Annotated in this window: 14 protein-coding genes and 2 riboswitches; of the genes, 4 read left to right on the top strand and 10 right to left on the bottom strand. The window is 37.7% G+C overall.

The genetic code is table 11. The features are described 5' to 3' along the window. Nucleotides 1-85: 85 nt before the first annotated feature. Nucleotides 86-187, bottom strand: a riboswitch (purine riboswitch). Nucleotides 188-812: 625 nt separating this feature from the next. The 4 genes from BLR36_RS16170 to BLR36_RS16155 all read right to left on the bottom strand — a co-directional run bounded on the left by BLR36_RS16170 (nucleotide 813) and on the right by BLR36_RS16155 (nucleotide 4,232). After that, nucleotides 813-1,103 carry a hypothetical protein gene (locus tag BLR36_RS16170; RefSeq protein ID WP_093062774.1) on the bottom strand — a complete coding sequence of 97 codons (291 nt, stop codon included), beginning with the start codon at nucleotides 1,101-1,103 and terminating at the stop codon, nucleotides 813-815. A gap of 74 nt (nucleotides 1,104-1,177) precedes the next feature. After that, nucleotides 1,178-2,086 carry a methyl-accepting chemotaxis protein gene (locus BLR36_RS19175; protein WP_093062773.1) on the bottom strand — a complete coding sequence of 303 codons (909 nt, stop codon included), beginning with the start codon at nucleotides 2,084-2,086 and terminating at the stop codon, nucleotides 1,178-1,180. 22 nt (nucleotides 2,087-2,108) lie between these two features. Next, nucleotides 2,109-3,197, bottom strand: coding sequence for an NAD(P)/FAD-dependent oxidoreductase (locus BLR36_RS16160; RefSeq protein ID WP_093062772.1), 1,089 nt, complete (start codon nucleotides 3,195-3,197; stop codon nucleotides 2,109-2,111). 3 nt (nucleotides 3,198-3,200) lie between these two features. After that, nucleotides 3,201-4,232: a S66 family peptidase gene (locus BLR36_RS16155; protein ID WP_093062771.1), complete on the bottom strand. Its 1,032-nt coding sequence runs from the start codon at nucleotides 4,230-4,232 to the stop codon at nucleotides 3,201-3,203. Between the two features lie 118 nt (nucleotides 4,233-4,350). On the opposite strand from BLR36_RS16155, the gene BLR36_RS16150 reads away from it, so the two are divergent. The 3 genes from BLR36_RS16150 to BLR36_RS16140 all read left to right on the top strand — a co-directional run bounded on the left by BLR36_RS16150 (nucleotide 4,351) and on the right by BLR36_RS16140 (nucleotide 7,049). Then, complete coding sequence (locus BLR36_RS16150; protein ID WP_093062770.1) at nucleotides 4,351-5,199, top strand: KPN_02809 family neutral zinc metallopeptidase; 849 nt, start codon at nucleotides 4,351-4,353, stop codon at nucleotides 5,197-5,199. Nucleotides 5,200-5,272: 73 nt separating this feature from the next. Further along, nucleotides 5,273-6,115, top strand: coding sequence for a diaminopimelate epimerase (gene dapF, locus BLR36_RS16145; RefSeq protein ID WP_139185112.1), 843 nt, complete (start codon nucleotides 5,273-5,275; stop codon nucleotides 6,113-6,115). A gap of 373 nt (nucleotides 6,116-6,488) precedes the next feature. Beyond that, nucleotides 6,489-7,049 carry a 3D domain-containing protein gene (locus BLR36_RS16140; RefSeq protein ID WP_093062769.1) on the top strand — a complete coding sequence of 187 codons (561 nt, stop codon included), beginning with the start codon at nucleotides 6,489-6,491 and terminating at the stop codon, nucleotides 7,047-7,049. An 18-nt stretch (nucleotides 7,050-7,067) separates the two neighbouring features. Here BLR36_RS16140 and BLR36_RS16135 read toward each other — a convergent pair whose 3' ends face one another. The 5 genes from BLR36_RS16135 to BLR36_RS16115 all read right to left on the bottom strand — a co-directional run bounded on the left by BLR36_RS16135 (nucleotide 7,068) and on the right by BLR36_RS16115 (nucleotide 10,433). Next, nucleotides 7,068-7,709, bottom strand: a complete 642-nt coding sequence (locus BLR36_RS16135; RefSeq protein ID WP_093062768.1) for an NUDIX hydrolase — start codon at nucleotides 7,707-7,709, stop codon at nucleotides 7,068-7,070. A gap of 15 nt (nucleotides 7,710-7,724) precedes the next feature. Further along, a complete protein-coding gene (locus tag BLR36_RS16130; protein WP_093062767.1) occupies nucleotides 7,725-8,366 on the bottom strand; it encodes a FusB/FusC family EF-G-binding protein in 642 nt (213 codons plus the stop codon). Between the two features lie 141 nt (nucleotides 8,367-8,507). Further along, nucleotides 8,508-8,771, bottom strand: coding sequence for a CD3324 family protein (locus tag BLR36_RS16125; protein WP_093062766.1), 264 nt, complete (start codon nucleotides 8,769-8,771; stop codon nucleotides 8,508-8,510). A gap of 230 nt (nucleotides 8,772-9,001) precedes the next feature. Beyond that, on the bottom strand, nucleotides 9,002-9,247 hold the full coding sequence (locus BLR36_RS16120) for a DUF3006 domain-containing protein (RefSeq protein WP_093062765.1): 246 nt from the start codon (nucleotides 9,245-9,247) through the stop codon (nucleotides 9,002-9,004). Then, a complete protein-coding gene (locus tag BLR36_RS16115) occupies nucleotides 9,234-10,433 on the bottom strand; it encodes an MBL fold metallo-hydrolase (protein WP_093062764.1) in 1,200 nt (399 codons plus the stop codon). The genes BLR36_RS16120 and BLR36_RS16115 overlap by 14 nt, the downstream gene beginning before the upstream one ends. Before the next feature lie 115 nt (nucleotides 10,434-10,548). Further along, nucleotides 10,549-10,593, top strand: a riboswitch (PreQ1 riboswitch). A gap of 7 nt (nucleotides 10,594-10,600) precedes the next feature. Between BLR36_RS16115 and BLR36_RS16110 the strand changes: the two genes are divergently transcribed. Beyond that, nucleotides 10,601-11,083 (top strand): QueT transporter family protein, encoded by a 483-nt coding sequence (locus BLR36_RS16110; RefSeq protein ID WP_093062763.1) that lies wholly within the window; start codon nucleotides 10,601-10,603, stop codon nucleotides 11,081-11,083. Nucleotides 11,084-11,125: 42 nt separating this feature from the next. On the opposite strand, the gene BLR36_RS16105 is transcribed toward BLR36_RS16110, so the two are convergent. Then, nucleotides 11,126-12,019, bottom strand: coding sequence for a glycine betaine ABC transporter substrate-binding protein (locus BLR36_RS16105; RefSeq protein WP_371326741.1), 894 nt, complete (start codon nucleotides 12,017-12,019; stop codon nucleotides 11,126-11,128).

Below are 12,019 nucleotides of genomic sequence, written 5' to 3'. Positions count from 1 at the left end.
ACTCATATATGGAGTGGAGCAATGTCATTCGAGCTAAAAAAGTCGAATCGAAATAAAATCGATTATGACAAAAATGCCATAACCAAAATATCTCATCGCCACCCATAGTCAGCTTATTTACGGTAAGCTGGTAGAAACTTGCAGGCCATATCCCTGCGATTATACGAGTTGTTGTTATTTGAATATTGTTTATTATAGCACGCAACAAAACATTTACAATCTCTCTTCAATATGTTCTACGATTCATAAAATTCAGTCGAAATAACGTAATTTAAACCTATCGGCCTTGGCAACTATTTATACAAACTCATGATCAGTTGGTATACGCTCAAGTGCTGAGCTTAACCGCTCGAGAACAACCGAATAAAAAAACTAGATGCACCGTTGATTTACTCTCCGGGCGGACGCTTTCCGCCGGCATGGCTTCAGCCGCTTCCCTCGCTCCGCTCAGTCCAGGGTCTTCAGCTCATGCTGTTCCGGCAGGAGTCACCGCCCTGCGCTTCAATCAACATTACCACTTGATATAAGGAAAGTTGATTACAATATCCCATAAATAAGTGGTCTTTCCCTAGCATTTAATTGCATTTATAATTCATAAAGCTATACAAGTAATTTGAGATAATCAGTAAAAATTTAGCCAATCTTTTTATATTAGCAACTATCTTTAATTTTATAGTTGAATACAATTCACTGTATTAATTGAAGTGGAAGATGACGACCTCTTCGGGAAAAGTGAGACAGATGAGATATCAAATTATACTTTCTTTTCATTATAAAAAACACCTACGCTATTCAATTCATAACGTAGATGCTCACGAGTGTTCAGTTTTTAATAACTTAAAGCCTTGTATAAAGTTCGATGGATTTTCCTGTATTTGAAAAGGAAAAACGCCTTGGTTTGTATGAAGATATAATAGGCCTCCTCCAAACGAGAAAGGTTTATGTGAAACATCATATACATGCTGCAGCTTAAATGAATGCCGCTCAGATATAATTCCTTCCATTGTTAATCGGAGTTCGAATTGCTTTTCAACCTGCTTCATTTGAAAATAGAAATCTATTTGTCGTTCAATTTCAATATATCCTATAAAATATGCACTCATCTTCTGCACCTCCTATACCTCATCTAGTTTAGCATGATTGGAGGAACGATATACATGTTGTGAACTTCTACTGCTTAAATAAGTTTCACAAATTCAACAGCTTGTCCTTCTAATTTGGTCGCTGCAGAGGAGATATCCTTGAATTCCTCTAAAGCTGTGCGTATTTCTTCCTGACTTTTTTCGATACTTGCCTGAGAGCTGCTATTACTACTCGTTACTTTTTCAACTTGTTTCGCGATACCTTCAATGTTTTCACGTACTTCTACGATTGAGTTCTCTACCCTTCCAGCTAATTTACGTACTTCCTGTGCAACAACATTAAACCCTCGTCCATGCTCTCCAGCACGAGCCGCTTCTATCGCTGCGTTTAATGCAAGTAAATTTGTTTGAGCAGCAATTTCTCGAATAGTTTGCACGATTCCACGGATTGAATCTGCTTGTACTTGAAGACTTTGCAAAGTTTCTGTATTTTCTTTGGAGCCTGTGGCAATTTCATCAATTCGCTGAAGTAATTCTTCGCTTCTTTTCGTACCAACCTCTGCACGGGTGCTCAAATCCATAGACATTTCTTTTAATTCCTCTGTCACACCCACCAAAATTTCATGACGTTTTGTTACATTCGTTGCAACTTTAGTGACTCCTAACACCTGACCAACAGAACCGAATATCGGCATATACGTTGCTTCTAGCATCACACTCTTGCCCTGTTTACTTTTACGTTCCACTTTATTACTAAAGCCATTTCCAGCCATTAAATCTTTCCAAAACTTTTCATAATCGGGATGGTTGATTAACGTAGGAAAACATAATTCTTTATGCTGTTTCCCCATTAATTCATTGACCGTATAGCCCATCTCTGTTGCAAAGTTTTCATTGACATATGCAACACGACGATCTAAATCAAATCGAATAATAGCTAGATTTTTCTCTAAAGCCTCCACTACACTCATATCGTTGACTTCTTCTACCTGTGAATAATTCATTCTCCCGTCCCCTTTAAGCTATTCATACTGATGTATATTTCGTTAAATCCAAAACCGTTTCTTCTCCTAAGATTAATCTTGCTAGCTCCGAACCAACAAATGGTCCTGCTGTTAAACCTGATGCCCCTAAACCATTAGAGAAGTATATGGAATCATAACCAGGTAATTTCTCAATTACAGGGAGAAAGTCTGGCGTATACGGTCTAAATCCTACTCGAACCTCAGAGATAGAAGCGTTACTTAGTGAACTTGCGATACTTACAGCGCTCTTTAGTAACTCCTGTTTACCGGCTTCAGTCACCTCTGTATCAAAACCTGTGTTTTCCTCGTACGTGGAGCCCGCAACAACCTTACCATCCTCAAACGCTAATAAATACTGATTTGTAGGTGGCAACACGACCGGCCATTCTCCTGTGTCCCAATCATTCATTTGAAAATGCATAATTTGAGCTTTTTGAAAACTCACTTTCATGTCCATACCGAGCTCCTGCGGTAATTCGTTGCCCCAAGCACCTGTTGTTAACACGATTGCATCTGCTTCCATTAGCTGACCATCTACTTTTAAAGCACCACTAGAAAATGTAGCGTTGCCATAAATAACTTCTGTTCCTAGCTTTTTAGCAGCACTTATTAATGCATCACGCATTGCCCCACCATCCACTCGAGCAGCGCCCTCCACATACAACGAAGTGAAGTCCTCTGATATTAGCGGAAAGCGCTCTTTCGTTTCAACTGGTGATAATAGTTTTAGTTCACCTATTTCAGGAGCATCTAATCGTTTTTCCATTGCTCGCTCCAGCATTTTCTGTAGTTTTTTAGGATCATTTTGAAGGGCAATAGCCCCCACTTGTTTATAACCTGTAGAAGTTTCTCCTAGATTCTCTAGCTCTTTTACTAGCTGTTTATAATAACTTGCACCATTTTTTACTAATGCGTACCAATTTTTATTTCTTCGTTGAGAGATCCACGGGCAAATTATCCCTGCTGCAGCTGCAGATGCCTGCCCTTTATCCTGACGATCGATTAGCGTAACTTTCACATTTCGTTTAGCGAGATGGTATGCAGTCGAAGCCCCTAGGATCCCCCCACCTATAACGATATAAGAAGACATCGATTATTCCACTCCACTTTCTAAAATAGAAAACGATACTTTTTCACAGTTTATTTCTGCCATTGCCCCATATGGCAACACAAATTTAGGCTCTGTATGTCCAAAGTTCAAGTTATATAAAATTGGTAGGTTTTCTAAGGAAAGCTCCTTCATGATTAAACGAATGGACTCCTTGTATTCCTCATAGTACTTCTCGTTTTGAGGCTTACCAATAATTATTCCTTGCGCCTGCTGAAGAATTCCTTGAGTGCCATAATTACGTAGCCAATATTCTAATTGACCAGGGGTAGGTAGCTCCTCAGACGTTTCAAAAAATAAAATACTGTCTTTCCAATATTCTTCTGCAGGCCAAAGTGAAGTACCTTTTGCAAATTCTAATACTTCTATACAGCCTCCGATTAATTTACCTTGCACTACCCCTGAACCTTGCAAGAGTTCATATCCTTTATTTGGATTCATCTTACGTTTTTTATCCTTATTTTCAACAATCCATTCAAGACGTTCACTTGTCCATTCGGGTGCAGGCTTAACTTCGCCTATTTCATCGCCTGTAAATAAAGCTTTTTTCACCGCCTCTAACGTATACTCATGCATCTCTACATTTTCTGCAAAATCCATTAATATAGCTGGGCCGTAAAACGAAGATACTCCTGCTTTGTGACAGAATAGATGCGTTACAGTAGAATCTGAATAACCGATAAATATTTTGGGATTATCAGAAATCACATCAAAATCAATATAAGGTAATAATCGAATGCTTTCGCTTCCTCCAATATTAGAAAATATTGCTTTAATAGAAGGATCCTTAAATGCATTCATTAAATCTTCTGCTCGAGCTGCAGGGTTTTCATATAAATATTTTCCACCCTTTAAACTGTTTGGCATTGCGATAACCTCGAGTCCAAAAACATTTCGCAATCTTTCTATACCTTGCTCATATCTCCACCGTAAATCAGGTTCGCCAGCGCCTCCCCATGACAAACTAATGGTCGCTACCTTATCTCCGGCCTTTAACATTTTTGGTTTTTTCAGCATGACAAATCCCCCTTTTTATTCATTATAAAGCAATACGCACCTCGTGCATGTCTAATTTTAAAATTATTGGGTATAAACAATATACATACAATTCAATGTAGAAAAGGACGTGTAAGGGATGAAATGGAGAGGTCGAACAGGCAGTTCCAATGTGGAAGATCGAAGGGGAATGGGTGGCGGAAAGGCCATTGCCGGAGTAGGCGGTGGTTTAGGACTAATCATTGTAATCATTGTTACGTTACTTGGCGGAAACCCCGAAGATTTAATGGGTAATCTCGGAACAACAGATCAATCCAATGGTGTTCCATACGAAGAAACAGAACAAGAAAAAGAGCTATCCGAGTTCGTTTCCGTTGTATTAGCCGATACAGAAAAGGTATGGACTAAAATATTCCAAGATAACGGAATGGAATACGTCGAGCCAACTTTAGTTTTATACACTGATAGTGTCAATTCTGCTTGTGGTACAGCTGGCGCAGCAGTTGGCCCTTTCTATTGTCCAGGCGACCAAAAGTTATATATCGATTTAAGCTTTTATCAGGAACTACAAACAAAGTTCAATGCTCCTGGAGATTTTGCTATGGCTTATGTTATTGCACATGAAGTCGGTCACCATGTTCAAACGTTACTGGGGACAACTGAGCAAGTTATGCCCCTTCGACAGAAGCTAAGTGAGGAAGAATTCAATAAATACCTAGTCCGCTTTGAACTACAGGCAGATTATTTCTCTGGAGTATGGGCTAAGCATGCGCAAGGAATGGGCTATTTGGAAGAAGGAGATTTGGATGAAGCATTAACTGCTGCAAGTGCTGTTGGAGACGATACACTTCAAAAGCAAGCAAGAGGCTATGTTGTTCCAGAAAGTTTTACGCATGGTACTTCTGAACAACGAAAAGGCTGGTTTTATAAGGGATATGAAAACGGTACGATTCAAGGTGGAGACACGTTCAATAGCAAAACTCCGTAACTTATTTTCTCATTGAACCCTGTGATATAATGGGATAAATAAGAAGTTTGCGATAAAAGGAGTTACGCTAAAGATGAAAATACCTTTTACGAAAATGCATGGCTGTGGAAATGATTATATCTATATTAATTGTTTTGAGCACGTTATTGACGATCCTTGTACGTTAAGCAAGCAAATATCTGACCGACATTTTGGTATTGGCGGTGATGGGATTGTACTTATATGTCCTTCCGAAAGCGCAGATGCAAAAATGAGAATGTTCAATATAGATGGTAGCGAAGGTAAAATGTGTGGGAATGCTATTCGTTGCGTCGCCAAATACGTTTACGATCATAATATCGTTGCAAAAGAAGTGTTAACAATCGATACACTAAGTGGTATAAAAACAATTGAACTGTTTATTGAAAACGGCAAAATGACTTCCGCAAAAGTAGATATGGGCAAAGCTATTTTAGAGCCAGCCCTAATACCAGTCCAATCTAATGAAACAAACCCGTTAATAAAATTTCCATTACAAGTGGAAGACAAAACTTATCACATTACATCTGTATCGATGGGCAATCCACATTGCGTAGTGTTGGTAGATGATCCAATGCAAGTAGATTTAGCCGTTATTGGTCCAAAATTTGAGCATCATTCGTTTTTCCCAGAGAGTGTCAATACAGAATTTATCTCCGTAGAAAGTCGCGACACTATTTCTATGCGTGTTTGGGAACGCGGGAGTGGTGAAACTCTTGCCTGCGGAACCGGAGCATGTGCTGCAGTAGTAGCCGCAGTTCTAAATAAGCTTTGCGACAAAGATTCCGATATAACCGTAAAATTATTAGGCGGGGACCTTATTATTCGGTACACCGATGAGGGTGTTTACATGACAGGTCCAGCAGTGAGTGTGTTTGATGGGGAGATTTTAGTGTAATACGTAGGAAGAGCCATTCTAGTTTTCACTAGAATGGCTCTTTTTGTTGTGTGTTATGGGCTTTCTTCAGGATTTTATGGGCTATAGTAGGAAGTTTATGGGCTTTAATAGGTTATTTATGGGCTATCGCTCGAATAATCGCGGAATTTGGCGATTTTGTGGGCTATCCTTAGGAGTTTATGGGCTATCTATCATATATTTTACAAATCTATGGTATAAACTTTCATTTAATTTAATAGACTATAATCTACTAATGTTAATTATCATCGACAATATTATTAAGTTTTGTAACGATATTGGTAAGGTGTCGTAATATTCTCGTAATAAACTATTGGTAAGATATGCTTAGACTAAATAGCAAGGGGTAGAGTAATTGAGAAAAATTCTTGGGACACTCATCATTACAATTGCACTATTGGTTAGCGGGGCAAGCACAAGCCTAGCCGCATCTTCAACTTATACGGTTCAAAAAGGAGATACTTTGTATAAAATTGCTAAAATACACAAAGTGTCGGTATCAACTTTAAAATCATGGAATCATTTAAAATCAAATAACATTAAACCAAAGCAAAAGTTAAAAGTATCATCAAAGGCGACAACAGCAAAAAAGAAAACTCCTTCTAGATCGACTGAAGATAATGTAGTGAAGGAAATTATAGTCAATGCAAGTGCATTCACAGCAAGCTGTAACGGATGTTCTGGTGTCACTAGTACAGGCATTAATCTCAAACGTAATCCCGGCGTGAAAGTTATCGCTGTAGATCCAAAAGTAATTCCACTTGGCACGAAAGTTTATGTCGAAGGTTATGGATATGCAGTGGCTGGAGATACTGGTAGTGCGATTAAAGGAAATAAAATTGATGTATTTTTCCCAACGAAAAGCGAAGCCTATAAATGGGGACGTAAAAGTGTGAAAATCAAAATCTTAGATTAAATTATATAACCAACTTTCTTAACAAGAAAGTTGGTTTTTTGATGGAAAGGATATTAGTTCTTTGCATATTTCCTCATAGTAAGATTGTTCATGTGGCACAAAGCTTGCTTTCTCCACTTTTTGATGAATCGGACTTCTAGTTCCATCTGCCTCTACCTTGAAACCGATAACCTCTATTTCTTCTAATTCACCTTGCCATAAACTCACAAATTGAGAAATCTCGACTCGTACTATTCCCGAAACTTCCTCAGCCTGTAGCGTAAATTGCTCCCATTCCAGTGCACAGTCATATAAAAATACATGTGCTAATTCATTATCTACAAAATCACCCGTCGTTACGGAATACTTCATAACTCCAAGTGAATATAGTTCTTCATAGAGCACGTCAATCCCTAGTTCCTCTTTCACCTCTCTTATCCCATCAATAACTGTTTCACTCTCCAGTAAATGCCCCGCTGCAGTAATGTCCAATAGTCCAGGATAATCCTTTTTCAAATCACTTCGTAATTGCAAATAAACATATTCTTTCCCCTTATTTTTACCTATAAACCAGCATTGAAATGTTTCATGCCATAAACCGAGTTTATGAATTTCCTCACGAGTCTCCACACCTATTTGCTTATGCTGCTCGTCAAATACTTTTAGTAGCTCCTGTTCCATATTGATACCTCGTAATTATTTATTTTCAATTAGCTCTACGAAATTATTTAATTTATCCAACGATACGATGTTCTCATTACATTTTTGACTATCCCGGCAAATATAATTCCCTCGGGTAATGAAGGCATCTTGCGTCAAACCCTTAACCGACGAAGTAAACATTCCAATTTCTTCAATTCGATTACATAATGCACAAATTCCTTTTTTGTTCGAGTCTTTATAGCCACCCGAGATTCCTACTAATTTGTTTTTATATTCGATAATCAGAAATTTTTTATTGGAGCCTTTATCTAACCAGCCTAAATAGGATATTTCCTTAAAGTCTATATTTTCTAATGAAGGAATTTTGAGTTTCTTCGCCTTTGGAAAGATCTTTTTGATAGCAGCCTCGCTAATTTCCTTAAAGGGGATAACATAAGGCTTTAGAATTTCTAAAAAATCTTCTGCTTCTAATTTTTCTTTTATATCAACCATTGGGTTCAATAGGTTTTTTTGATCTTCTGAAGCTTCTTCAAATAACCAAAGTACTTTCTCTAATGAAAGTGCTCTTAAGGCATTTAATACCTCCTGATCATTTACCGTCGCATGTCCGTTTACCAATACCTGTGTCTGTTTTTTTATAAAGTTATATTGATTACTTCTAATGAAAGGATTCATATTTATCTCTCCATTCACAATTATTTTCATTAGTCTTATTGTATCGAAAAGTAATTGCTTAATAAAAGGGTAAAATGATTAGGAATTGTTTTCACCATATAAAAAAGCTGGTAGCCTATGAGGAAGCTACCAGTAGCACTTTTACTTTGTATAGACAATTTTCTTAACAGTTTCGATGGATAAATAATACTCCTTGGCAAGCTGGCTCATGGAAATCCCACTTTTAAAGGCTTCCTTTAGTGAATTATTTCGCTCGTCGATGCGTCTTCTTTCACCTGAAACCGTTCCCCATTGTTTATAAGTTTTTCCCGGTTTTGGGATATAAATTGTTTCCCCTTGGATATACTTTTGAATTTCCTTCACTAGTTCCTCGGGTAAAACGGATGTTGCCTTAATATATGTCATTTTACGCTCGCTCCTTATTTTTACTTTTTAAATAAGGTGCAAAGCCAACATTATGAAATGGCGATATAAATTAAATTATAGCTTCTCATACAAAGTATCGCCTTTTCATCATTCGGCTTTGCATGAGTCGTTGCACTGTCTAGCAAAATTCTACTATTTGCCATTCCGCTCACCTCCAAGTTGCGCTATATCTTATTCTAAAACAAGTACAGAAATATTTAAAATTTTGATCACTTTCTATTTTTTAGTTGTTCAAGTAATTGGCTAATCCTTTGTTTCTGATTAGTCGTTTCTTCTATGAGAAGTTCGATTTCATATTTATCTTCTTTTGATGAAATATTCACTATATCTCCTTGATTTAGCTGAGCATTTAATTTAGAACAATGGATTTGGATGCTCTCCTTTTCATTTGGATATTTCAAGAAGACTGCGAAATCGCCTTCAAATCGGTCAAGTGTGTATTTATTCGAATTCACTCACAATCTCTCCTTCGTTATTCAATAAGGTGGCTGCATCCCCATCATTCCTCCACATTTGCCCTGTTGTCCATTTTAAATATCCAGAGCCTTCTTTTGCTTCTGGACCACTCGATACATAGATTGTCTTACCAGGCTGCAGGCTAATGTTTGGAAATTTGAATGTTTGATTGCCAACTACGGAAACTAACTTCCAATCCTTTAAACTAACAGCAGTGTCACCAGAGTTGGTAATTCCGACTAGCTCGCCTCGAAGATCTTTACTAGAAATAGAAATTCCTGAAACACTATCAGCGATTTCAGTTGGTTCCACACTTCCGCTTGTTATAACGTTGTAATCTACTCCATCTGTTGACACTACTATGTTGCCAACCTCTGCAGTGCCATACATTTGGGAGCTTATATGTTCTAACCTTGACTTAACCTCTGCATGTGGATGACCGTACGAATTATCCTTTCCATAGCTCAAAATGGTGATTTTTGGGTTTACTTGCTGAATAAAATCCTCCGAGCTACTCGTATCCGAACCATGATGCCCTGCTTTTAAAACGGTTGCTTTCACATTTGCCTCCTTTAGTAGGCGCTTTTCCACGTTTATATCTGCATCGCCCATCAATAGAAAAGAAACCTCTCCGTACGAAATTTTTAATACGATGGATGCTTCATTATTATCGTTAGATTCATCACCGACATGTAAAACAGTGATATCTAGATCATCATCCAGAGGGATAGTATCTCCAATACTCGGTACAATGAACGGAATATTTTTGTCTAAAATAAGCTGCAGCATTTTCTCATAGGTTTGAGAGGTATGTACTTTTCCGGAATCTACAAAGTTTTTAATAGATATAGAGTTCAATACAGAGATAAGCCCTCCGATATGGTCTGCATCCGGATGAGTCGCCACTACATAATCGAGTTTCTCAATACCTTTTGTTCTTAAATAAGCTACTACATCTTTTCCAGCGTCTTTCGTACCTCCATCAACTAGTAGATTTCTTCCACTTGGTGATTGTACTAAGATAGAATCTCCTTGCCCTACATTTATAAAATGGACATTCATTTCTTTACCCGACTCGACGGGTATCTGAGACGTTTCTATTTTTTTATCTGGTTGTTGAACTAAAGTACAGCCACCAAGTAAAACAGCTATACATATACAAACTAGCATTACTATCTTTCTCATTTAAAACCTTCCTTTTTGTTACTCTGTATCATTCTACCATAGGAAAACTGGACTTATATAAGACGGGTCCCCTTGACAGTTGATAACAATTCGCCTAAAATAACTCTTTGTGAAAACTTACGTGGTTCGAGAACCTCCCACGGAAAAAAACTAAGGAGAATTGAATAATGAAAACAAAAACTATTGCAGTAACCGGTGTTATTGCCGCTCTTTATGTCGCGGTATCTCTACTAGTCGCTCCTTTTGCATTTGGTGCAGTACAATTTCGAATTGCGGAGATGTTTAATCACTTAATCGTATTTAATAAAAAATACTTTTTTGGAATTGTATTAGGAGTATTCATCACAAATATGTTCTCTCCAATGGCCGCTTTCGACCTAACATTTGGAGTAGCGCATTCTATCATTACATTATCGCTAACGATTTTGGCAACTAAGTATGTAAAAGGTGACATTGCCCGCATGGCTATCAATACACTTCTTTTTACATTTACAATGTGTATCATCGCATTAGAGTTAATGATTGCATTTGATCTACCATTCTTCTATACATGGTTAACAGTTGCAGCTGGAGAATTCGGTGTATTAGCTGTCGGAATCCCAATCATTTATGCTTTAAATAAACGATTAAACTTCAAAACGTTAATCTAAATAATTTCACCCGATTCTAGATTTCTAGAAACGGGTGTTTTTTTATTTCTCAATTAAACCTTTCTCTACTAAAAAGTCATGAGCTACATCCTCCGGTTTATCGCCATCGATATCAACTCTCGCATTCATCTTCAGCATATCTTCTTCTGATATTTTCCCTGCCAATTCATTTAACGTATCTTCTAGCTCAGGAAACTTTTTAAGTGCATCCATCCGAACTACTGGAGCGGCATCATATTTTGGAAAAAATCCTAAATCATCCGTTGTCGTTTGCAAATCAAATCGTTCAATGCGACCATCTGTCGTAAATGCAGGTATGACATCGACATCTCCATTTTTCAATGCTTCATACATAACATTTGGATCTAAACTTTGCGTTTCTGAAAATACAAATGGATATGTATTTATTAAATCGTCAAAGCCGTCACCCTTTCTTTCATAAAAAGCGTGAGGTGCCCCAAATACCATGCCTCCTTTTTTAGAAGCCTCCACTAAATCTGAGTAAGTTTCTGCATTGTACTTATTATCTTTTGTATAAGCTAATGTGTACGTATTTTCAAATCCAAGTGGACTTAACCACGTAGCCTCAAACTTCTCCTCATAGCCTTTTCTTACTTTTCCGAGCACACTATCAGAGCTTTCTCCCACCTCAGATTCAACTTTCAACACATCCTTTAAGCCTGTGCCCGTATACTCTACGTACAGATCAATATCGCCTTTTTCTAGAGCTGGAGTCATAATGGCCACTTCTCCTAGGCCTTCTTTATATTCCACATCAATATCTGTTTTCTCCTCAATGTATTGTCCTAAAATCTGCGGGAGTATAAATTGCTCTGTCCACGGTTTTCCACTAATTACTAACGTTTCCTCAGAATTCGAGCAGGCACTTAAAAGCATTACTGCTGAAAGTCCCGCCATTCCCATTAACTTTTTCAT

Source organism: Psychrobacillus sp. OK028 (assembly GCF_900103605.1).
Lineage (GTDB): Bacteria > Bacillota > Bacilli > Bacillales_A > Planococcaceae > Psychrobacillus.
The sequence above is the reverse complement of the archived record's forward strand: the minus strand, read 5'-3'. Positions and strand labels throughout refer to the sequence as shown.

Coding starts and splice junctions, on each gene's coding strand:
- BLR36_RS16170 (WP_093062774.1), bottom strand. CDS start 1,103: ATGAGTGCATATTTTATAGGATATATTGAAATTGAACGACAAATAGAT.
- BLR36_RS19175 (WP_093062773.1), bottom strand. CDS start 2,086: ATGAATTATTCACAGGTAGAAGAAGTCAACGATATGAGTGTAGTGGAG.
- BLR36_RS16130 (WP_093062767.1), bottom strand. CDS start 8,366: ATGAATCCTTTCATTAGAAGTAATCAATATAACTTTATAAAAAAACAG.
- dapF (WP_139185112.1), top strand. CDS start 5,273: ATGAAAATACCTTTTACGAAAATGCATGGCTGTGGAAATGATTATATC.
- BLR36_RS16105 (WP_371326741.1), bottom strand. CDS start 12,019: ATGAAAAAGTTAATGGGAATGGCGGGACTTTCAGCAGTAATGCTTTTA.
- BLR36_RS16155 (WP_093062771.1), bottom strand. CDS start 4,232: ATGCTGAAAAAACCAAAAATGTTAAAGGCCGGAGATAAGGTAGCGACC.
- BLR36_RS16115 (WP_093062764.1), bottom strand. CDS start 10,433: ATGAGAAAGATAGTAATGCTAGTTTGTATATGTATAGCTGTTTTACTT.
- BLR36_RS16110 (WP_093062763.1), top strand. CDS start 10,601: ATGAAAACAAAAACTATTGCAGTAACCGGTGTTATTGCCGCTCTTTAT.
- BLR36_RS16150 (WP_093062770.1), top strand. CDS start 4,351: ATGAAATGGAGAGGTCGAACAGGCAGTTCCAATGTGGAAGATCGAAGG.
- BLR36_RS16160 (WP_093062772.1), bottom strand. CDS start 3,197: ATGTCTTCTTATATCGTTATAGGTGGGGGGATCCTAGGGGCTTCGACT.
- BLR36_RS16125 (WP_093062766.1), bottom strand. CDS start 8,771: ATGACATATATTAAGGCAACATCCGTTTTACCCGAGGAACTAGTGAAG.
- BLR36_RS16135 (WP_093062768.1), bottom strand. CDS start 7,709: ATGGAACAGGAGCTACTAAAAGTATTTGACGAGCAGCATAAGCAAATA.